This is a genomic window from Xanthomonas sp. AM6 (assembly GCF_025665335.1).
Taxonomy (GTDB): domain Bacteria; phylum Pseudomonadota; class Gammaproteobacteria; order Xanthomonadales; family Xanthomonadaceae; genus Xanthomonas_A.
Genome location: NZ_CP106869.1, coordinates 344,925 through 364,307, shown reverse-complemented (window position 1 = coordinate 364,307; position 19,383 = coordinate 344,925). Strand labels below are relative to the sequence as shown.

The 19,383-nt window shown below is 70.2% G+C and carries 19 protein-coding genes and 1 tRNA gene; 10 read left to right on the top strand and 10 right to left on the bottom strand.

All coding sequences use genetic code 11. The features are described 5' to 3' along the window. Positions 1 to 83: 83 nt before the first annotated feature. Positions 84 to 989, bottom strand: coding sequence for a LysR family transcriptional regulator (locus tag OCJ37_RS01565; RefSeq protein WP_263111932.1), 906 nt, complete (start codon positions 987 to 989; stop codon positions 84 to 86). Positions 990 to 1,125: 136 nt separating this feature from the next. Here OCJ37_RS01565 and OCJ37_RS01560 point away from each other — a divergent pair, with 136 nt between their 5' ends. From OCJ37_RS01560 to OCJ37_RS01540, 5 genes are all read left to right on the top strand, one after another. Next, entirely contained in the window at positions 1,126 to 2,007 is an 882-nt protein-coding gene (locus OCJ37_RS01560; RefSeq protein ID WP_263111931.1) for an NmrA family NAD(P)-binding protein, read from the top strand. Between the two features lie 338 nt (positions 2,008 to 2,345). Beyond that, on the top strand, positions 2,346 to 2,684 hold the full coding sequence (locus OCJ37_RS01555; RefSeq protein WP_263111929.1) for a low molecular weight protein tyrosine phosphatase family protein: 339 nt from the start codon (positions 2,346 to 2,348) through the stop codon (positions 2,682 to 2,684). A gap of 684 nt (positions 2,685 to 3,368) precedes the next feature. Beyond that, positions 3,369 to 3,444, top strand: a tRNA-Lys gene (locus tag OCJ37_RS01550). 373 nt (positions 3,445 to 3,817) lie between these two features. Continuing rightward, the gene (locus tag OCJ37_RS01545; RefSeq protein WP_263111928.1) at positions 3,818 to 4,939 is read left to right on the top strand and encodes a slipin family protein; all 1,122 of its coding nucleotides are present in this window, start codon (positions 3,818 to 3,820) and stop codon (positions 4,937 to 4,939) included. A gap of 55 nt (positions 4,940 to 4,994) precedes the next feature. Continuing rightward, entirely contained in the window at positions 4,995 to 6,215 is a 1,221-nt protein-coding gene (locus tag OCJ37_RS01540; protein WP_263111927.1) for an RtcB family protein, read from the top strand. Between the two features lie 67 nt (positions 6,216 to 6,282). Here OCJ37_RS01540 and OCJ37_RS01535 read toward each other — a convergent pair whose 3' ends face one another. The 3 genes from OCJ37_RS01535 to OCJ37_RS01525 all read right to left on the bottom strand — a co-directional run bounded on the left by OCJ37_RS01535 (position 6,283) and on the right by OCJ37_RS01525 (position 8,714). Further along, complete coding sequence (locus tag OCJ37_RS01535; RefSeq protein ID WP_263111926.1) at positions 6,283 to 7,215, bottom strand: NAD(P)/FAD-dependent oxidoreductase; 933 nt, start codon at positions 7,213 to 7,215, stop codon at positions 6,283 to 6,285. Beyond that, positions 7,205 to 7,648, bottom strand: a complete 444-nt coding sequence (locus OCJ37_RS01530) for an RrF2 family transcriptional regulator (RefSeq protein ID WP_263111925.1) — start codon at positions 7,646 to 7,648, stop codon at positions 7,205 to 7,207. The genes OCJ37_RS01535 and OCJ37_RS01530 overlap by 11 nt, the downstream gene beginning before the upstream one ends. A gap of 163 nt (positions 7,649 to 7,811) precedes the next feature. Beyond that, positions 7,812 to 8,714, bottom strand: coding sequence for a LysR substrate-binding domain-containing protein (locus OCJ37_RS01525; protein WP_263111924.1), 903 nt, complete (start codon positions 8,712 to 8,714; stop codon positions 7,812 to 7,814). A 279-nt stretch (positions 8,715 to 8,993) separates the two neighbouring features. Between OCJ37_RS01525 and dkgB the strand changes: the two genes are divergently transcribed. Continuing rightward, on the top strand, positions 8,994 to 9,797 hold the full coding sequence (gene dkgB / locus OCJ37_RS01520; protein ID WP_263111923.1) for a 2,5-didehydrogluconate reductase DkgB: 804 nt from the start codon (positions 8,994 to 8,996) through the stop codon (positions 9,795 to 9,797). Between the two features lie 395 nt (positions 9,798 to 10,192). Further along, on the top strand, positions 10,193 to 10,510 hold the full coding sequence (locus tag OCJ37_RS01515; protein WP_263111922.1) for a hypothetical protein: 318 nt from the start codon (positions 10,193 to 10,195) through the stop codon (positions 10,508 to 10,510). A 96-nt stretch (positions 10,511 to 10,606) separates the two neighbouring features. On the opposite strand, the gene OCJ37_RS01510 is transcribed toward OCJ37_RS01515, so the two are convergent. From OCJ37_RS01510 to OCJ37_RS01495, 4 genes are all read right to left on the bottom strand, one after another. Beyond that, positions 10,607 to 11,494 (bottom strand): alpha/beta hydrolase family protein, encoded by an 888-nt coding sequence (locus tag OCJ37_RS01510; RefSeq protein ID WP_263111921.1) that lies wholly within the window; start codon positions 11,492 to 11,494, stop codon positions 10,607 to 10,609. Between the two features lie 2 nt (positions 11,495 to 11,496). Next, positions 11,497 to 12,588, bottom strand: a complete 1,092-nt coding sequence (locus OCJ37_RS01505; RefSeq protein WP_263111920.1) for a DUF3182 family protein — start codon at positions 12,586 to 12,588, stop codon at positions 11,497 to 11,499. A gap of 34 nt (positions 12,589 to 12,622) precedes the next feature. Further along, on the bottom strand, positions 12,623 to 12,832 hold the full coding sequence (locus tag OCJ37_RS01500) for a hypothetical protein (RefSeq protein ID WP_263111919.1): 210 nt from the start codon (positions 12,830 to 12,832) through the stop codon (positions 12,623 to 12,625). 150 nt (positions 12,833 to 12,982) lie between these two features. Further along, entirely contained in the window at positions 12,983 to 13,402 is a 420-nt protein-coding gene (locus OCJ37_RS01495; RefSeq protein ID WP_263111918.1) for a hypothetical protein, read from the bottom strand. A 227-nt stretch (positions 13,403 to 13,629) separates the two neighbouring features. Here OCJ37_RS01495 and OCJ37_RS01490 point away from each other — a divergent pair, with 227 nt between their 5' ends. Then, positions 13,630 to 14,136 carry a cupin domain-containing protein gene (locus OCJ37_RS01490; RefSeq protein ID WP_263111916.1) on the top strand — a complete coding sequence of 169 codons (507 nt, stop codon included), beginning with the start codon at positions 13,630 to 13,632 and terminating at the stop codon, positions 14,134 to 14,136. 121 nt (positions 14,137 to 14,257) lie between these two features. Next, positions 14,258 to 15,073: a DUF2884 family protein gene (locus OCJ37_RS01485; RefSeq protein WP_263111915.1), complete on the top strand. Its 816-nt coding sequence runs from the start codon at positions 14,258 to 14,260 to the stop codon at positions 15,071 to 15,073. A 91-nt stretch (positions 15,074 to 15,164) separates the two neighbouring features. Here the strand turns inward: OCJ37_RS01485 and OCJ37_RS01480 are convergent, their stop codons facing one another. Next, positions 15,165 to 16,343: a putative peptide maturation dehydrogenase gene (locus OCJ37_RS01480; RefSeq protein ID WP_263111914.1), complete on the bottom strand. Its 1,179-nt coding sequence runs from the start codon at positions 16,341 to 16,343 to the stop codon at positions 15,165 to 15,167. A 105-nt stretch (positions 16,344 to 16,448) separates the two neighbouring features. On the opposite strand from OCJ37_RS01480, the gene OCJ37_RS01475 reads away from it, so the two are divergent. Beyond that, entirely contained in the window at positions 16,449 to 16,790 is a 342-nt protein-coding gene (locus OCJ37_RS01475) for an NHLP-related RiPP peptide (protein ID WP_263111913.1), read from the top strand. Here OCJ37_RS01475 and OCJ37_RS01470 read toward each other — a convergent pair. Further along, positions 16,733 to 19,369 carry a putative peptide modification system cyclase gene (locus OCJ37_RS01470; RefSeq protein WP_263111912.1) on the bottom strand — a complete coding sequence of 879 codons (2,637 nt, stop codon included), beginning with the start codon at positions 19,367 to 19,369 and terminating at the stop codon, positions 16,733 to 16,735. The genes OCJ37_RS01475 and OCJ37_RS01470 overlap by 58 nt on opposite strands. Positions 19,370 to 19,383 lie beyond the last annotated feature (14 nt).

The following is a 19,383-nucleotide window of genomic DNA, read 5'->3' as shown; positions in this document are numbered from 1 at the left end:
CGGTCGGCACGCGATGCGCGCGCATTCGGCGCTGGCATGCAGCCGCGTCATGGTACGCAGCGCACATCGCCGGACGCCGCTGCCTACCGCAGCAGCGCCAACACGAAGTCGAGGAAGGCGCGCACCTTGGCCGGCATGTGCTGGCGCGATGCGTACAGCGCGTACAACGGAAAACGCTCGTCGGGCCAGTCGGGGAACAGGTCGAGCAACCGGCCGTCGTCGAGCATCGGCCGCAGGCCCAGATCGAACACCTGCGCCACGCCGTAGCCGGCCAGGCACACGCTGTAGAGCGAGCCGGCGTCGTTGACGGTCAGCTGCCCTTCCATGTCCAGTTCGATGCGCTTCCTGCCGCGGACGAACTCCCAGGTGAAGGGCCGCCCGGTGTGCGCGTCGCGGAACAGGATGCAGGTGTGGCGTCGCTCCTGCAGCTCCTGCGGCGTCGCCGGCCGCCCGTGGCGCTGGACGTAGGCGGGTGCGGCGATGGTGACGACGCGGCAGTCCATCAGCTTGCGCGCCACCAGGGTCGACTGCGGCGGATGGCCGAAGCGCAGCACCAGGTCGTAGCCGTCGGCCACCCTGTCGCCGGGTTCGTCGCGCGTGATCAGTTCCAGCTTCAGGTCCGGATGCGCCTGCAGGAAGGCGCCGAGGCGCGGGCCCAGCACCATGCGCGAGAAGAACGGATCGACGTTGACCCGCAAGCGGCCGCGCACGACGTTGCCGCCTTGCTGCGCCGAAGCGGCCGCCTCTTCCAGCGCCGCCAGCAACGGCGCCACTTCGCCGTGGAAGCGGCGGCCCTCGTCGGTGAGCGCGATCGCGCGCGTGGTGCGGTCGAACAGGCGGATGCCCAGCCGCGCCTCCAGTCGCGCCACCGCGCGGCTGACCCCGGACGGCGTCATGTCCAGCCGCTCGGACGCGGCGGCGAAGCTGCCGCTGTCGACGATGGCGCACAGCACGCCGATGCCGTTGGCCAGGCGTTCGTCAAAGGCCATCGCAAGCTCCGTCCATCCGATTGCTGACCCCGCGTCATCAATGAAGTGACACCGATGATATCGGAAGCGGCGCCGGCAGCGCCCAGAATGCGCGCCATGCCCGCCGCGGCGGCGGGCCACCCACGAGGAGCGCAGCATGTACGCAATCACCGGAATCACGGGACAGGTCGGCGGCACGCTCGCCCGCAGCTTGTTGGCAGAAGGGCACCCGGTGCGCGCCGTGCTGCGCGATGCCGCCAAGGGCGAGCGCTGGGCCGCGCAAGGCTGCACGGTGGCGCTGGCCGAACTGACCGACGTCCCGGCCCTGGCCCGCGCCTTCCGCGGCGCCGAGGGCGTCTTCATCCTGCTGCCGCCGGCCTTCGACCCCGAACCGGGGTTCCCGGCCGCGCGCCGCATCATCGCCGCGCTGCGCGAGGCGCTGGAACAGGCGCGGCCGGAAAAGGTCGTGGCGCTGTCCACCATCGGCGCCGATGCCGAGCGCCCCAACCTGCTCAACCAATTGCGCATCATGGAGCAGCAGTTCGCCACGCTGCCGATGCCGACGGCCTTCCTGCGCCCGGCCTGGTTCATGGAGAACGCGCGCTGGGACATCGACGCCGCCCACGCCGGCACCATCGCCAGCTACCTGCAGCCGGCGTCGCGCGCCATCGCGATGGTCTCGGCCCAGGACGTGGGCCGCACCGCCGCCGGGCTGCTGCAGGAGCGGTGGGAAGGGCATCGCATCGTGCAGCTGGAAGGCCCGCAGCGCACCAGCCCGGACGCGATCGCCGCCGCATTCGGGCGCCTGCTCGGACGCGACGTGAGCGTGCAGACCGTGCCGCGCGACACGTGGGAGGAGCGCTTCCGCGCCCAGGGCATGCAGCATCCGTTGCCGCGCATGCAGATGCTGGACGGCTTCAACGCCGGCTGGATCGATTTCGCGCAGGACGGCGATGCATCCGTGGAGTCGCGCAAGGGCCAGGTCGGCATCGAAGCGGCCCTGCGCGCGATGCTCGAAGAGCAGGCTGGCGCGGAGTGAGCGAGCGGTTGCGTTCGGCCGTTGCGTTGTTTGCCCACACGAAACCTCCATCTGCCGGCGAGCGGATGGCGGCGATCGATTCCGGCATGGTCGGGCGCATTTCCGGGTGATGCCTGGTGCCGCAAACGCGGGGATGCGCCGGCGCACGCCACGCCGGCGCCAAGCGATCCGCTCGGCCGGATACTGGTCTGTCGAACCGACCTTTGCTGCGCGAGCAAGGACACCGCACCATGTGCGGCGCGCGGGTCCCACGCCGGCGATGCACGCAAGCGGCGCGTGTCGCCGCTTGCGCCATCTGGCGTTTACCATCCGCACATTCCACCATCGCGCCACATGCCATGTCGTCCATCCGCAACGTCCTGTTCGTGTGCGCCCGCAACCGCTTGCGCAGCCCCACCGCCGAGCAGGTGTTCGCCGACTGGCCGGGCATCGAGACCGCATCGGCCGGCATCCAGGCCGACGCCGACACGCCGCTGACGCCCGAACTGCTCGCCTGGGCCGATCTGATCTTCGTGATGGAGCGCCGGCATCGCAGCAAGCTGTCGGCGCGCTTCAAGCGCCACCTGGGCGGCAAGCGCGTGGTGTGTCTCGGGATTCCCGACGACTACGCGTTCATGGCGCCGGCATTGGTGGAACGCCTGTTGCGCACGGTGCCTGCCTATCTGCCGCGCCGGTGATCAACGCGATGGCGCTTCGCGTTCGACGCGCCGCCGAGATAATAAAAATAATTGCACAGACCCCTTGCGCAATGAAAATAACGCAGGTAATGTGCGCGCCCATCAGCCGACTTGTTCGGCAACAACGCAGCCGACGACCATGATCTTCCGCCCCTTCAACGCCCTTGTGCCCAGCCTGCAGCGCGAAACGCGCGCAGCGGCGCCGCGTGCGCTGTGCGGCGATGCGCTGCCGCTGGGCGGACACCCCTGATCGACTGATCTTCCCCTGCGGAGATCGGTTGCATCGATCTCCGAGGAACGCGAACGCCCTCGGACACCGCGCCGGGGGCGTTTTGCTTTGCGCGTTCGCACGCCGTTTCATTATCGATCCCGTCCCAGGCACCCGGGCATGGAATGCCCGGAAACAGGGAAGTTTCGCTCGCGAGGCGCGCAAGCGCTGCGTCCAGGTGCCGGACGCGGGCGGCAGGGAAAGGATCGATGCCGGAATTGCCGCTTCGCAGGAGGCGTCAATCGGGAAACTGCACTTAATGGTCGCTAGCGGTACGGGATGCCATTCCCGTCCGGTGCGCACGGCACTGCCGTCGCGTATGCCTGCGGCCGGGACGTGCGGTTTCCACCAGACGTTAGCTCAGAGGTAGAGCGGTGGTTAATCCACTGGTCGCCGGTTCGATTCCGGCACGTCGCTTTTGGATAGCTCAATTGGTAGAGCATCGGAACCTTAATCCGAATGTTGCGGGTTCGATTCCCGCTCCGAAAACCATGACCTTTCACGTCATGTGCAATACCGGGCGCAAGCCCAGCAAGTCGCGCCGCGCGGGACACGCTGCACGCATCGCCACGGCGCTGCGCACGGCCTGCACCGCAGCGTCGCTGCCGCCGCCGCGCCGCCCTGGACGTGCGCGCCTGCGTACTCGATCGCATCGCAATGCAACGCGCTGCCGATCGCACGCGCCGGCCACCGCACCGACAGCGCCCGCTGGCCGCCGCGGCGACGCCGTGCGCGCACTTGCCTCCCTTCCTTGCAGCGGTGCGGCGCCACGGCGCGCGCACCGCGGCTCATCGCGCTCCTCGGTCCGGCGCGGCGACTTCCCACAGGACCGGACCACCAGAGCCACACACAAGGAGAACGTGCCATGTTCTGGACCAAGCGGGTCGTGATCGGCGATAGCGAGCGCGGCCTGATGTATCGCAACCGGCGTTTCGAGCGCGTGCTCGCGCCCGGCGTCTACCGCCTGTTCGACCCGTCGCGGCGCATCGAGGTGAAGACCTTCGACATCGCCGCGCCGGAGTACGCCGGCCACGATGTCGACGCGCTGATCGCGCGGCTGGGCGCACAGTTGCACGAGGTGTTCGTGCTGGCCGACCTGGGCAGCGACGAGGTGGGCCTGGTGGTCAAGCAGGGCAAGCTCGAGGACGTGCTGCCGCCCGGATCGCGCCGGCTGTACTGGCGCGGGCTGGTCGCGGTGGAGGTGCTGCGCCTGCCGCTGGGCGAGAGCCTGGCGGTGCCGCCGGACGTCGCCCAGCGCCTGCGCCAGCTCGGCGTGCTGTCGCGGTTCGCGGTCGCGCTGGACGTTCCGGCCGAGTCGGCCGGGCTGGTGTTCGTCGACGGGCGCCTGCAGCGGACCCTGGCGCCGGGCCACTACGCGTTCTGGAACTTCCGCAAGAACATCGCCACCGAGGTGATCGAGTTGCGGATCCAGTCGGTGGAGGTGTCCGGGCAGGAGCTGCTGACCCGCGACAAGGTCAGCCTGCGCGTCAACCTGGCCGCCAGCATGCGCGTCGCCGACCCGGTCGCCGCGCGCACGCGGGTGGCCAAGTACGGCGACCAGCTGTACCGCGAGCTGCAGTACGGCCTGCGCCGAGCGGTCTCGGCCAAGACGCTGGACGAACTGCTCGGCGACAAGGCCTCGCTGGACGCGGACATCTTCGGCTACGTGCGCGAGCAGGTTGCCGGCTTCGGCATCGAGGTGCTGGGCGTGGGCGTCAAGGACGTGATCCTGCCCGGCGAGATGAAGGAGATCCTCAACGCGGTGGTGCAGGCGGAGAAGTCGGCGCAGGCCAACGTGATCCGCCGGCGCGAGGAGGCCAACGCCACGCGTTCGCTGCTCAACACCGCCAAGCTGATCGAGGACAACCCGGTGCTGATGCGGCTGAAGGAGCTGGAGGCGCTGGAGAAGGTCACCGAGAAGATCGACAAGCTCACCGTGTTCGGCGGCCTGGATGGCGTGCTGAAGCAATTGGTGACGATGAAGTGACACCGCCATGCGCGGCGGAAGGAACCGCCGCGCATGGCCTCGAAGGAACGAAGACATGAACATGCACAATTACGAGTTGCTGCACGCCGAAGGCAGCGCCACGCCGATCAAGGGCTGGGTGCGCGGCGTGCCGCTGGAAACGCAGGCCCACGAGCAGCTGCGCAACATCGCCGCGATCCCGTTCGTCGGGCCGTGGGTGGCGGTGATGCCGGACGTGCACCTGGGCAAGGGCGCGACCGTGGGCTCGGTGATCCCGACCCGCGGCGCGATCATCCCGGCGGCGGTCGGCGTGGACATCGGCTGCGGCATGGCCGCGGTGCGCACCACGCTGCGCGCGTCCGACCTGCCCGACAATCTGGCGCAGCTGCGTTCGAGCATCGAGCGCAGCGTGCCGGTCGGCAATGGCCGTGGCGGCGAGCACCGCAAGCTGCCCGACAGCATCGCCACGCGCATCGCGCAGTCGGGGCTGGTCGAGCGCCTGGACACGATCAAGGCCAGGCACCGCCGCATCCGCACCGACAAGCTGGACTGCCAGATCGGCACGCTCGGCGGCGGCAACCACTTCATCGAGGTCTGCCTGGACGAGAGCGATGCGGTGTGGGTGATGCTGCACAGCGGCTCGCGCGGCACCGGCAACCTGATCGGCACGTACTTCATCGAACAGGCGCGCGAGCAGCTGGCGCACCGCGTGCTCGGCTTCCACCTGCCGGACAAGGACCTGGCGTTCTTCATGGAAGGCGAGCCGTTGTTCGACGACTACGTCGAGGCGGTGTCCTGGGCGCAGGACTACGCGCGCGAGAACCGCGAGGCGATGATGGCGCGGGTGCTGGCGGAAATGCGCCACCGCTTGCCGAAGTTCCAGCTGGAGAAGCTGGCGGTGAACTGCCACCACAACTACGTGCAGAAGGAGACGCACGCCGGCGAGGAACTGCTGGTGACCCGCAAGGGCGCGGTCAGCGCGCGTGCCGGCGAGCTGGGCATCATCCCGGGCAGCATGGGCGCGAAGAGCTTCATCGTGCGCGGGTTGGGCAATGGCGAGAGCTTCCACAGCTGCAGCCACGGTGCCGGCCGGGTGATGAGCCGCACCGCGGCGCGCCAGCAGATCACCCTGGCCCAGCATCGCGAGGCCACCGCGCACGTGGAATGCCGCAAGGATGCGGCGGTGATCGACGAGTCGCCGGCAGCGTACAAGTCGATCGATGCGGTGATGGCCGCGCAACGCGACCTGGTGGAAGTGGTGCACACGCTGCGGCAGGTGCTGTGCGTGAAGGGCTGAGGCGGCCCGCCCGCGTGTGGGCGGCGCAGCGCCGGTGGCAGGCCGTCCGTTCGCGGGCGGCCTTTTTTTATGCCGCGGCCGCCGTGTCCTGCTCGCTGTCTTCGGCGATCAACGCGTGGTGCAGGCCGATGCCGGCGAGCGCGCCGTCGGCCGAGGCCAGTGTCGCGTTGCCGTACATGCGCGCCGCGTCGCCGGCCGCGAAGACCCGCGGCAGGCTGGTCAGCTTCTTTTCGTCCACGCTCAGGTACGGACTAAGCGGGCCTTCGTCGAAGCGGCAGCCCAGGCGCTCGGCCAGCGGGCTGGCCATGCGCGTCGGCGCGGACAGGAACAGCGCCTGGATCTCCACCCGTGCGCCGTCGTCCATGCGCATGCCGTCGATCGCGGTGCCCTCGCCTTCCAGCGCGACCGCGCGCCGCGTTTCCAGCTGCACGCCGCGCCTGGCCAGCTTGGCCATCAACTCGGCGTCGTCCAGCGCCATGCCCTGCGCGAACAAGGTCACCCGGCCCCAGTCGGCCAGCATCAGCGCCTGTTCCGCCGACATGCTGGTGCCGTTGCCGAGCACGCCGATGCGCGCCTGCCGGCCCAGTTCGTAGCCGTGGCAGTACGGGCAGTGCATGACCGTGTGCCCCCAGCGCTCGGCCACGCCCGGCAGGTCCGGCAGCTGGTCGGCGACGCCGGTCGCCAGCACCATGCCGCGCGTGCGGACCCGCCGGCCATCGGCCAGCGCCACCTCCCAGCCGCCGGGCAACGCCGTCGCATCCTCGACCTGTCCGTCCCACCATTCGACCGTGGGATAGGCCAGCAGCTGCGTCCTGGCCTGCGCCAGCACTGCGCTGCCCGGCATGCCGTCCAGCGCCAACAGGCCATGCGAGTGCGCGGCGCTGCGGTTGCGCGGCAGGCCGGCATCGACCACCAGCACCTTGCGGTGCCCGCGTGCCAGCATCAGGGCGGCCGAGAGGCCGGCGAAACTGCCGCCGATGACGACTGCGTCATGCTGCATGGGTCTTCTCCTGTTTGTGTTCACGTTGCACGCGCCGGGCCAGCTTGCGCAGCGTCAATGCCTGCAACTGGGCGGACAGCGCGGCCTGGGCCTGCCGATAGCCGTCGTCCAACGCATCGTTGACCGCGCGCTCGATCGCGCAATCCGGATGCGGGCCGCGCACCCCATGGCCGAGCAGCAGCGGCTCGCCCAGGGCGACATAGACGTCGTACAGGCTGATCGCCTCCGGCGCGCGCGCCAGTTGCCAGCCGCCGCCGTGGCCGCGGCTGGACTCGACCAGTTGCGCTTCGCGCAGCCGCGCCAGCAACCGCCGCACCACCACCGCGTGGCTCTGCAGGCAAGCCGCCATCTGTTCGGACGTCATCGGTTCGCCGTGCTGCGCCATGTGGACCAATAGGTGCAGCACATCGGAAAGCTGGGTGTTTCGCTTCATGTAACCATCATAGTTACATATTCGGCGGACTGTCCAGTGCCTGTGCCGCGCCAGCTCGGGACCGCCTCGCCATGCACGCATGAACGCTGCGCGCAGTGCCGTTTTGTGTGTATGCAGGCTATCGGCGGCGCCGTCTGCACCGCGTGCACGGCGCGGGTCGGCGCTAGACCGCGAATGGCGCCGGCCCCAGCGCGTCGGCCAGGTGGTCCAGGAACGAGGCGATGCGCGCCGAGACCGCGGTATTGCGGTAGTAGACGCCGTGGATCGGCTGGCGCACGTCCAGCGTGTGCTTGGGCAGCAGCTGCACCAGCCGGCCCGCGCGGCGGTCGGCTACGGTCATGAAGTCGGACAGGCAGACGATGCCGTCGCCGGCCAGCGCCAGCTGGCGCAGCGTCTCGCCGCTGGAACAGGCGACCGCCGGGCGGATCTGCAACGCCTCGCCATCGCTGCCGCGCAGCGGCCAGGCGTTGAGCGATTCGGGCTGGGTGAAGCCGAGCAGGTCGTGCCGCGCCAGATCGTCCACGCGCCTGGGCGTGCCATGCCTGGCCAGGTAATCGGGGCTGGCCAGCACGCGCACCCGGCTGCTGCCGAGCGCGCGCGCATGCAGGCTGGAATCGCGCAGCGCGCCGATGCGGATCGCCAGGTCGGTGCGGCGTTCGAGCAGGTCGATCACGCCGTCGTTGCTGGTCAGCTCCAGCTCCACCTGCGGATAGCGCGCGCGATAGCTGGCCACGTGCGGCACGATCGCATGCAGCATGAACGGCGCCGCCGCGTCCACGCGCAGGCGCCCGGCCGGGCGCTGGCCGCGCGCGACCATCTGTTCCTCGGCCTGCTCGACCGCCGCCACGATCGCGCGGGCGCGCTGCAGGAAGGCCTGGCCTTCCTCAGTCAACGCCAGGCGCCGGGTGGTCCGCCGCAACAGCGTGGTCTGCAGCTTGTCCTCCAGCCGTGCCAGCGCGCGGCTGACCCCCGAGGCGGTCTGCCCCAGCGCGTCGGCGGCCGCGGTGATCGAGTGCGTATCGACCACCGCGATGAAGGCCTGCAGTTCGTCCAGCGTCGTCTTCATGGCGGCAGGGTGTCGGAATCGGAAGCCGATTATTGACTGAAACGCAAAGGTGATTGACCTGCCGGCGGGTGGTTCCGGTGGCCTTTCGCGGCCAGACTGCGCCTGTCCGCTCCGACGCCGTTTCTTGCATCCGGCCCTTGCCGGCAGCGAACTCGGCGTTTTCGTCGCCGCCTCAGGCGCGGGTCGGGTCGGGTCGGGTCGCGGCGACGCTGCCGCAACCATGCGGTCCGCATACTGAAATCCGCCCCTTTCCCCCTCTTCTTTCAAGGAATCACCCACATGAGCATCCCCGCCTTCGGCCTTGGTACGTTCCGGCTCAAGGACCAGGTCGTCGTCGACTCGGTCCGCAATGCGCTCGAACTGGGCTACCGCGCCATCGATACCGCGCAGATCTACGGCAACGAAGCCGAGGTCGGCCAGGCCATCGCCGCGTCCGGCGTGCCGCGCGCCGAGCTGTTCGTCACCACCAAGGTGTGGATCGACAACCTGGCCGCCGACGCGCTGCTGCCGAGCCTGCGGCAGAGCCTGGACAAGCTGCGTACCGACTCTGTGGACCTGACCCTGGTGCACTGGCCCTCGCCGCGCGATGCGGTGCCGATGGCCGAGTACCTGCAGGCGCTGGCGGCGGCCAGGCAGCAAGGCCTCACCCGGCAGATCGGCCTGTCCAACTTCACCATCGCGCTGACCAAGCAGGCGATCGCGATCCTCGGCGCCGACGCCATCGCCACCCAGCAGATCGAAGTGCATCCCTACCTGCAGAACCGCAAGCTGATCGGCTTCCTGCAGGAGCAGGGCATCCACGTCACCTCGTACATGACCCTGGCCTACGGCAAGGTGCTGCAGGATCCGGTGATCGCCGCAATTGCCGCGCGCCACGACGCCACGCCGGCGCAGGTGGCGCTGGCCTGGGCGCTGCAGCAGGGCTACGCGGTGATTCCGTCCTCGACCAAGCGCGAGAACCTGGCCAGCAACCTGCTCGCGCAATCGCTGCGCCTGGACGAACAGGACATGGCGCAGATCGCCACGCTGGACCGCGGCGAACGCCTGGCCAATCCGGCCGGCATCGCGCCGGACTGGGACTGAGGCCACGCCGCGTCGCCAGCGGCAACCGCGGCGCGGCCGCGACGGAGCCGGCGGCAGCCTGGGGACCGCAGCGTCGCCGACATCGCGGTGGCGCTGCAGTACGCAGATTCGATCCCGCCGTCGCAGTGCCGATCGCATGCCGACGCGGCGGCGAATCGGCTGCACGGTAGGCAGCGAACGCGCGGCGGCGCATCGGCCTTGGCGTGCCAGCGCGATGCGGCAAGGGAGCCTGCGCAGTCCATTCCATGCGCTGCAAACGCTTCCAGAGCGCCGTGCGCGCTCGGTAGCGTGATCGGTTCAGCGATTCGCGCCCGAATCCGGCCACGGGTGCGTAAACCGCGAAAAGATCCGCTAGGATCGGATCACAGGGGGTAGTCTCGTGAGGAGTCCTACCCATGCAGACCGTTTCCGCTCTCGCTCGTCCTGCCCGCGCTCGTCCCGCCGTCGATCTGGATGCCGAAATGGCCTACTGGCAGCATGCCCATGCCAGCGGGCGCCTCGGTCAGCATGGCTTTTCCGATTACGCAGTGCTGCTGAAGATGGGCTACGACGTCTATCTGGCCCATCCGCGCGCCACCGAGGCGCAGCTGTACCACGTGCTGCAGGAGTCCTACCACCAGTTGGCGCCGTCGCTGTCGGTGCCGTGGGACGAAGCGCGCTGGCTGGTCCGCCATGCCTGGCACCATCTGGAGCAATCCGCCGGCACTCATTGATCCGGCGCGAACGCAGCGCGGCACTGGCGCCCTGCGGGCGCTACGGCGTGCTGCCGCGCCTGCGCTGCGGCCGCGTCGCGCGCAGCGGCGCCCGGGTCAGCGCGAGGTCGCCGCCTCGGACGTGCGCTCCTTGGCCTCGATCTGGCCCTGGAACTCCTTCGAACCCTGCCCGGGCGAGGTCGCCGCATCGCCCTGCGTGTGCTTGAGGCTCTGCTTGCGCCGCTCGACCACGTTCTTGGCCAGCGCCACGCGGCGCCCGACCACCATCTCGGTCAGCCAGTCGATCAGGTAACGGGTGTATTCGAGCTGGTGTTCCTTGCGGGTCAGCGCATGGTCGGCGCCCTTGATCACCCGCGAGGTCAGCGAACGCGCGTTGGAGAACGCGGCGGCGTAGTTCTTGAGCACCTGCCCGGGCACGATCACGTCCTGCTCGGCCTCCACCAGCAAGACGTCGCCGCGGAAGCGCTCGCACGCGGCCAGTGCGATGTTGTCGGCCGGCGCCACCGCGCGGTGCCGATACGGCATCAGGTCCGGGTCCTGGTTCAGCGCCACCTTCGGGCCGTCCCAGTGCGCGTCCTTGTACAGCGCCGGCGAACGCAGCGCCAGCCACTCCACCGGCCGCTCCAGGGTCAGCAGCGAGGCGAGATAGCCGCCGTAGCTCAGGCCCACCACCGCGATCGATTCCGGGTCCACCTGCGGCGACGCCACCAGGCGGTCGTAGGCCGCCTTGATGTCGTCCAGATTCTGCGCGCGCGTCACCGTCTCGCGCATCGACGCCATGCCTTCGTGGCCGCGCAGGTCGAAGGTCAGGCACACGCAGCCCAGGCCGACCGCTTCGCGCGCGCGCACCAGGTTGTGGTGCTGGTTGCCGCCCCAGCCGTGCACGAACAGCACGCCGGGCATGCCGTTGGTCGGCGTCAGCAGCGTGCCGCTCAAGGCGTCGCCGTCCACTGCGATGTCGATGCTGGAGAGTTTGGTTTCCATCGTCAGTCTGCAACGTTCACGTAGCGGTACTTGGTCAGGCGGCCCACGCGCGGATCCTCGCCCATGTAATAGGCCTCGGCGCCGGCCGGCAGCGCCGTGTCGCCATAGCGCTCGACGGTGGCCGCGACCACCGCGTGCAGCGCCGGTTCGCGCTGGAACGCATCGACCGCGGCCAGTTCGGCCGGGGTGGCGCCACCGATGCGCCAGGATTGTTCGAGCACGCCGCTCATGCGCGCGCCATCCTGGGCGACACCCTCGATCACGTCGTAGTTGCGGCGCGATGCGTAGAAATCGGGATAGGCCTCGGCGACGCAGCGATCGTAGTGGCGCGCCTTCAGCACCGCCTCGCGCTGCGTTGGCGGCAACGCGCGTTCGAGCAGCGCATCCAGCGTGCCGCGGATCACGAACAGCTGCGAGCCGCCATAGGTCTCGCGGCCGGCGCCGTCGTGGGTCGCCGATTGGGTGCCGTAGTACGCGATGGTCATTCCGGCGCAGTCCACTTCGCCGACGCTGAAGGTCGTCGAGCGGTCCAGTTGCCGTTCCAGCACCACGCCCTGCTGCGCCAGATCCGCTGGCGCCACCGCTTCCAGCGCCGCGTCCAGCGCATGCGCGTCGTGCAGCAGCAGCTGGCCCTGCCCGCCGATGCCGTGGGGCAGCTTCAGTCGCACCTGGCCGCCGCGGCACAGGCGCGCATAGGCCGCGCGCGCATCGGCGGCGGCGAACGCGGTGTAGCCGGGCACCGTCGCCTCGGCCAGCGCGGCACCGAGCGCGTGGCTCCAGCCGTGCGGCGCGGCCGCGCCGGGTTCGACCAGCGGATGGCTGATGGTCTTGGTGGCGACGAACGCATGCGGCACCACGCCGCCGAGCAGGCCGCCGGCGTCGCGCACGCCCAGTTGCAGGGCCTGCGCGACCGTCAGGGTGTCGTCCGGCACATAGAAGCCGCTTCCCGCCGTGGCTGCATCCCCTAGCGGCAAGCGCATCAGCCGCGCGACTTCGGCAACCACCCACGCGTGCGTCGCGGCCTCGTGCCCGCCGGGCGGATGCGTGCGGACGCTGTGGCGGCGGACATGGTCGCGAGCGACGGGAAACGCCATCGGTGGCACTCCGCGGGAGCAGGAAGAGGCGGGATCAAGCATGCGTACGCCAGACCAGCAGGGCGGCGATCAACAGCGCCACCAGCAGCACGGCCCCGGCGACGCGCATCGGTGTGGTGCCGCGCAATTGTCGCCACCAGGCGCCCGCCTCGGAGACGCCCGGGGCATCGGCAGGGGTAGCGCTTGGCGCAGGCGGTACCTGCTGCGCGGCGGGCGGCTGCGAATGGCGGTGGGGGTCGGCCATGCGCACAAGGCTGTCGGCGACGGCGTTGCGGCATGGTGAACGCGACGTGTCCAGTGCGTTAGCGATACCTCGGGGACGCAACGGCACTGCCGGCCTTTCGCATGCCGTTGCAACGCACGACACGGCGTCGCTGCGGCATGAACCGAGCGATCAGGCCGGCGCCACCTGCGCAGCGACCTGCGCATCGATCCGGTGCTTCCCCGCCAGCGCCTGCATGCCCTGCAGCGTGGCCTGCACCGCGCTGGCGTAGCCGCTGCGCCACAGCGCGGCACGCGACTGGCGCGAGGACGCCTCGCCCAGCGCCAAGGCGAACGCCTGCACGCGTGCATCCGCCAGCGTGGCCCGGTCGAGGAAGGGTTGCTCCAATGCGATCACGTCCACCGGCGCCAGCCAGGCATCAGCGACGAGTTCGGCCACGCCGACCCGGTGCGACAACTGGTGCATCGCGCTCAGGGTCTCGTGCAGCATCTCCAGATACGCCCATTGCCACAGCGCGGCCTTGAGCTGCGGATCGGCCTGGTCCAGCGCGGACAAGGCACCGTCGACATGGTCGATGCGTAAATCGTTCATTCGCCGGCGCTCCACGTCGTGCCATCTGATTGCAGCATTCTGCGCGCAAATAGTGATGGGATTGTGAGCCGTGCGCCACACGGTGCGGATGTCCGGGTATTCCATTCCGCGCGCCCCACCCGCGGCCCGGCGCGGTCCATTGCACCGTGCGATGACGCGACGACGACGCCACCCGGCTAGCATTTTCCCGCCGCAGCCGACGCTGCCCGTCCCGCGAGGATCCGCCGATGCGCCTGGAACACTGGCTTCTGCCGCCACACGACTGGGTACCCAATCATCCGTTCCTGCCGGTGCTGCTGTATCGCGACGTGGATCGCGACGGCGGCGCCGACGCCTTCGAGCGCCGCTTCGCCGAGCACGGCTGGCCGCCGCAATGGCGCGACGGCATCTACGACTACCACCACTACCACTCCACCGCGCACGAGGTCCTGGGCGTGGCCCGCGGCACCGCGCGGCTGGTCATCGGCGGTCCAGGCGGACCCGAGACCACGCTCGCGGCCGACGACGCCTTGCTGTTGCCGGCCGGCACCGGCCATTGCTGCATCGCCTCCAGCAGCGATTTCCTGGTCGTCGGCGCCTACCCCGCCGGCCAGGACTGGGACATCTGCCGGCAGGCGCCGGACGCCGAGGCGTTGCGCCGCATCGCCCGGCTGCCGTTCCCGCATCGCGATCCGGTTGCCGGCGCGGACGGCCCGCTGCTGGAACGCTGGCGCATGCCCGAGGCCCCGGGCTGACCCGGCACGACCTAGGGGCGCGACGGCGGGCGCGGGCATGACTTCCCGCACCCTGACTTCCCGCAGACGACACGGCCCTGTCCACCGGCGATGCTGATGCCACACCCAAGGAATCGCCGCCATGCGCCTGCTGCTGTCCGCGTGCACGCTCTGCCTGTTCGGCGCCGCCACCGGCGCCGTCGCCGGTCCGCAGCTCTCCTCGCGGCAGTGCGGCTTTTCCACGCCCTACGACGTCGTCGTCGATCGGACCGGGGTCGCCCTGATGCGCAGCGCCGGCACCCCGAGGACCGTGTTCCTGCACGACGGGCAGTTGCAGGTGGACGGCGTGGCGCAGCCGCTGGGCAGTGCCGACGCACAGCGCCTGCGGCAAATGGAACTGGGCGCACAGGCATTGATGCCGGAGGTGGCCGGAATCGCCCGCGAGACGGTCGGGATCACCTTCGACGCCTTCGGTGGCGTGGTCGAAGCGATCACCGGCAGTCGCAGCAAGGCGCGCAAGATCGACCGGCACCGCGACGCGGCGCTCGCCCACCTCGACCGCACCCTCGGCAAGGGCCGCTGGGAGCAGGACGCGTTCGACAAGACATTCGAAGCGGAGGTCGGCGCCGCCGCCGAGGAGATGGCCGGCGCCCTGACCCGCGGCGTGCTGTTCGCGGTGTTCACCGGCGCCGCCGATGCCATGGACAAGCGCACCGACGCGATGGAGAAGGACCTGGAGCGGCGCATGGAGGCCCGCGGCAAGGCGCTGGAAGCCAGGGCCGATGCGCTGTGCACGCAGGTCGCGGCGTTGGACGCGCTGCAGCAGCAGCTGGACTACCGGCTACCTGGCGGCAAGCGCCTGCAGCTGCTGGAACAGGAACAGACGCCGGCCAAGCCGGCCACGCCCGGCCAAGCGACCGTCGCCGCAGCCGCATCGCCCGGCGACGGCGCGCGCTGAGCGGCCGGCGACGGGCCGACACGCAGCGCCGCTGCAACGGCCGACCTCGCCGCCACCGGCGCACCGCCGGGCGCTCGCCCCGGCGGTGCGCTCAGGAGGCGCTCGCCTGCCACACCGCGCCGGCTGGATCGAACTCGGCGGTGGTCAATGCCTGCGCCCGCCAACCGAAGCCGCACACCGCCAGCGGCCCTTCGTGCAGCGGGTCCATGCCGAACGCCTGCTCGATGTCCACCTCGTTGATCGCCGAGGTCACGAATGCGCCCCACTGCGCCTGCGTCGCGCACAGATAGAGCAGTTGCGACAGGTGCCCGATGTCCAGCAGCAAGGCCCGGTAGGCCTTGGGGTGGTGGCGGTACTTCCAGTAGCTGCGCGCGTACCGCGGCGCCATCACCACCAGCACCGGCGCGTCGGCGAACCAGTGCTGGCCGGCCACTGCGGTCCGGGCCAACGTATCCAGCCCGGTGTCGGGGGCCGGCAACGGTTCCAGGGCGTGATCGACCGGATGGTAGTGATACAGGCCCGGCGCAAGGCCCTCGACGCGCTGCACGATGAGGTAGGCCTCGGTGGCGTGCAAGCCGCCGCCGGAAGGCGCGTTCTTCTTCAGGAACGCGGCGACGCCGTCGGCCTCGACCCTGGCGCGCGCCGCGAACACACGCTGCATCAGCTGCGCGAACGCGGCCAGCGGCAACGGCCGCGCGGTATCGAAATTGCGGCAGGTGGCGCGCCGCGCGAGCAAGCCATCGAAATCGTCCTCGCGCTCGCGCGGCAGCGGCAGGCGCGCGGCAGGCGCGCCGCGCGCGCCCACTTCCGCAGGCGGCGGGCCGAGCTTCTCGCACAGGCCGGCGGCCGTGGTCAGCCCGTTGGCCTCCATCGCCGCGACGCTGTCGCTGCCGTGCCAGCGCCCGAACCGGTGCGCCAGCGCGGCCGGCCCCCACCAGTAGGCCTGGCGCATGGACGCATCGCGTTCGGCGAAACCGCCGCGCACCGCATCGTCGTCGCGCAGCAGCAGCCCGACCTCGAGCAGGCGCGCGGCGGCGGCGGCGCAATGCGGCGGCAAGGCCTGCGCGTCGGTCCAATCGCCCGCGCTGAGCGTGCCCAGCAGTTCGCGCTCCAGCGCATCGACGTCGACCTCCTGCTCCAGATGCGGCGCCAGCGCCACCCATTGGCGTTCGCGCGCAAGGCCGTTGCCCCCGGCCAACAGCGACGCCAGATCGAAGCGGCTGACCTCGCGCGGCTCGAGAAACAAATGCAGACAGCGGCGCACGCGCATGTGGAAAGACCTGCTCAACCTGGCAGGTGATTATGCCGATAGATATAGTGGCTGCGCCCCTGTGCGTTGCGCCGAACACCATCCTTCCTGCGAGATGACATTGCCATGACTAGCGCCCCCCACGACCCGTTGCCTGCCGACATCGCCGACCGCCTGCTGGAGCTGTTGAGCACCGACGACGCCTTCCGCGCCAGCTTCCAGGACAATCCGGTCGCCGCCCTGGCCAGTCTCGGCTACAAGCCGGCGGACGAGGCGCTGGCCGCCGACCCGACGCCGCCCAAGCAGGGCGCGCCGTTCTACTGCATGACCTCGCAGGAACTGGCATCGAAGGAAGAGATCGCCAAGGCGCGCAGGGAGCTGGTCAGCCACCTGACGGTGGACGGCAACCATCACGTCATTTTTTGCTTCGAAGCCGGCAAGGTCGCCTCGACCGTTTCCCTCAAGTAAGCCGGCATCGCGGCGCTGGGCCAGGCGGCGAACAGCGCGTCGAGCCGCCGCCGCGCATCCGGGGCCCGGTCCAGATCCGACAGGGCTTGCGCGGCCCAGCGGTCGGCCATGCGCGTATCGGCGACATTCAAGGCCTGCAATGACTGCGACACCGAGGCCTCGCCATAGGCAAGGCCTCGGTGTCCGCCGATCCAGTCCGCCTGCGCCAGCGCCTGGCGATGCTCGCCGGCCGCCTGCAGGGTGAGGTACAGCGCCACACGCGCCTGCAGCAGATCGTCCTCGCGCGGTTCCAGCAGGGCCAGCGCCTGCGCGTACTCGCCGCGCAAGCGGTACTGGCCGGCCTGCACGATGCGCAGCAGCTTGCCCAGGGTCGGATCGGCCGAGGCCTCCACCCACGGGCCAGCGACCTTCAGCGCACGCGTCGACAATCCATCGTCGCCGAGCCGCTGCGCCAGATAGGCGGCAGCGAGAATCAGCGCGGCGCGATCGCTGGCATACGGCTCGCCGGGAAGCGCCTGCTCCTGCCTTCGCAGTTGGGCGTTCTGCCACTGCTGCAACCGCGGCAGCACCTTGCCGGACGGTTGCGTCAACGCCTGGATCGACAGTTGCACGAAGCCGAACTGGGCCCGGGTGAACTCGTTGGCCGAGCGGCTGGCCTCCAGCGCGTCGTCGAGCTCGGTGGCGGCCTCGTCCCACTTGCCCTGGTCCACCTTCAGCGCGATCAGGTCCAGGCGCGGCACCATGTCGTCGTTCGCGTAATCGCTCTTGGGAATCGCGCGCAGCCGCGCTTCGGCTTCGGCGTAATTGCCCTGCAGCGCCAGGACATTGGCCAGGCGCCGGCCGGGACCGCTCTTGTCCCGGAGCGCGATCTGGGTGAACTGGGCCTTGGCCTGTTCCAGCTTTCCCTGCACCAGGTAGACGCGGCCGATGTCGTCGGTGGCGATGGACCGATACGGATCCTGCGAGGTGTCGGCGGCAGTGGCATGCGGCAGGGCCTCGGCGAACCGGTTGGCCTGGAACAGGTGCCAGAACGCGTTGCCGTGTCCGGCGAAGCTGTCGGGGTACAGATGCACCAGCTGCTGCCACCCGCCCAGCGCGGCTGGACTGTCCCTGAGTTCGTCGGCCCATGCCGCAAGGTACAGCCGGTCGCGCGTCGGCAACCGCGCTGCGTACTCCTGGGCCTTCTGCAGATACGGCACCGCCGCGGCGCGGTCGGAGGTCGCCGCAAGTACGCGGGCGATACCGACATAGGCCAGGGCGAACTGCGGATCCAGCTGGACCGCCACGCGGAAATTCTGCTCGGCCTGCTTCCAGCTTCCCGTGGCGGTCGCCTCCACTCCCAACGCATAGGACCGCAACGCGTCCAGATTGGACGTCGTCACCTGCGGCAGCGGCTTGGATGCCTGTTCGACCGCCTGGATGGCTTCGCCGAGTTGGCGCCGCAACTGGCCGCTGACCGTGTCCACGGACGCCAGCACCGATTCGAGCCCGCGCCCGGTCTGCGTCTCGGTATACACGGTCGCCTGCGTCGCCGGGTCGACCACTTCCACGGTGACGCGGATGCGCCCGCCCACTTCGGCGACGGTCGGCAGGATCACCGCGCGCGCGCCATCGCGCAGCGCGATCTCCGAGGCGACCGCGCGGTCGATCTTGCTGTCGGGGCTGCGGTTCATCCGGCTCAGGGTGTCGCGCACCTTGAGGTCGCTGAGCAGGTTGACGTAGCGCGATTGCTCCAGGCTGATCCGGAACGCCTGGTCGAGCGAGGCGTCGAGCGTCGCGTTGCCGGTGAGGTTGCGCAGGTCGCCGACCACGATCCAGTCGCGCTCGGCGAAGGCGATCGCAGGCTCCGGGCGGCCGAAGAACAGCAGCGCGGCGACCACCATCAGGGTCAATGCCGCTTCCGCCACCAGCGCCGCGGGGCGGCGCCACAGCGGGATGTCCCGCCACGCCTTCGGCGTCGGCTTCGGCGCGCGCAGCGGGGTGTTGCCGATCTCGCCGACTTCGTAGATCTCCTGCGGCGTCGGCACGCCCTTGAAGCGCCAGCGGCCGTGCGCTTTCCACAGCAGGCGCTCGCCGCGCTCGCCCAGTTCGCGCGCGGCGCGGTGGGTCAGCGACTCGGCCACTGCCGACAACAGGATCTGCCCGGGCCGCGCCAGGGTCATCAGCCGCGCCGCGGTCGGCTTGGCCAGGCCCTCCACTTCCAGCGGCTTGGCGCCGACCTGCACGGCGGCATCGCTGTTGCGCCAGGTCAGCACCTCGCCGACGTGCAGGCCGGCGCGCACCTTCAGCTCCAGCTTGCGCTGCGCGCCCAGTTCGCGCAGGCCGCGGCTGTAGTCCAGGGCGAAGCCGAGCCCGTCGATCGGGCGCTCGAACAGCAGCAGCAGGCCGTCGGAGCGGTCGATCAGGCGCCCGCGCCAGCGCTGCTGCAGCTCCAGCACCAGATGATCGTGCTGCTTGAACAGTTCGGCGGCGTTGGCATCGCCCAGCCGTTCCACCAGCGCCATCGAGTCGCACAGGTCGGTCAGCAACAGGGTGCGCAGCTGCGGGACCTCGGGCTGGGGCTGGTGCGCGTCGTTCATGGGCAACTCGGCTG

Bases quoted from the DNA above. Each gene is read 5' to 3' on its own strand.
- OCJ37_RS01565 (WP_263111932.1), bottom strand. From the start codon at position 989: ATGGCCTTTGACGAACGCCTGGCCAACGGCATCGGCGTGCTGTGCGCC.
- OCJ37_RS01560 (WP_263111931.1), top strand. From the start codon at position 1,126: ATGTACGCAATCACCGGAATCACGGGACAGGTCGGCGGCACGCTCGCC.
- OCJ37_RS01555 (WP_263111929.1), top strand. From the start codon at position 2,346: ATGTCGTCCATCCGCAACGTCCTGTTCGTGTGCGCCCGCAACCGCTTG.
- OCJ37_RS01545 (WP_263111928.1), top strand. From the start codon at position 3,818: ATGTTCTGGACCAAGCGGGTCGTGATCGGCGATAGCGAGCGCGGCCTG.
- OCJ37_RS01540 (WP_263111927.1), top strand. From the start codon at position 4,995: ATGAACATGCACAATTACGAGTTGCTGCACGCCGAAGGCAGCGCCACG.
- OCJ37_RS01535 (WP_263111926.1), bottom strand. From the start codon at position 7,215: ATGCAGCATGACGCAGTCGTCATCGGCGGCAGTTTCGCCGGCCTCTCG.
- OCJ37_RS01530 (WP_263111925.1), bottom strand. From the start codon at position 7,648: ATGAAGCGAAACACCCAGCTTTCCGATGTGCTGCACCTATTGGTCCAC.
- OCJ37_RS01525 (WP_263111924.1), bottom strand. From the start codon at position 8,714: ATGAAGACGACGCTGGACGAACTGCAGGCCTTCATCGCGGTGGTCGAT.
- dkgB (WP_263111923.1), top strand. From the start codon at position 8,994: ATGAGCATCCCCGCCTTCGGCCTTGGTACGTTCCGGCTCAAGGACCAG.
- OCJ37_RS01515 (WP_263111922.1), top strand. From the start codon at position 10,193: ATGCAGACCGTTTCCGCTCTCGCTCGTCCTGCCCGCGCTCGTCCCGCC.
- OCJ37_RS01510 (WP_263111921.1), bottom strand. From the start codon at position 11,494: ATGGAAACCAAACTCTCCAGCATCGACATCGCAGTGGACGGCGACGCC.
- OCJ37_RS01505 (WP_263111920.1), bottom strand. From the start codon at position 12,588: ATGGCGTTTCCCGTCGCTCGCGACCATGTCCGCCGCCACAGCGTCCGC.
- OCJ37_RS01500 (WP_263111919.1), bottom strand. From the start codon at position 12,832: ATGGCCGACCCCCACCGCCATTCGCAGCCGCCCGCCGCGCAGCAGGTA.
- OCJ37_RS01495 (WP_263111918.1), bottom strand. From the start codon at position 13,402: ATGAACGATTTACGCATCGACCATGTCGACGGTGCCTTGTCCGCGCTG.
- OCJ37_RS01490 (WP_263111916.1), top strand. From the start codon at position 13,630: ATGCGCCTGGAACACTGGCTTCTGCCGCCACACGACTGGGTACCCAAT.
- OCJ37_RS01485 (WP_263111915.1), top strand. From the start codon at position 14,258: ATGCGCCTGCTGCTGTCCGCGTGCACGCTCTGCCTGTTCGGCGCCGCC.
- OCJ37_RS01480 (WP_263111914.1), bottom strand. From the start codon at position 16,343: ATGCGCGTGCGCCGCTGTCTGCATTTGTTTCTCGAGCCGCGCGAGGTC.
- OCJ37_RS01475 (WP_263111913.1), top strand. From the start codon at position 16,449: ATGACTAGCGCCCCCCACGACCCGTTGCCTGCCGACATCGCCGACCGC.
- OCJ37_RS01470 (WP_263111912.1), bottom strand. From the start codon at position 19,369: ATGAACGACGCGCACCAGCCCCAGCCCGAGGTCCCGCAGCTGCGCACC.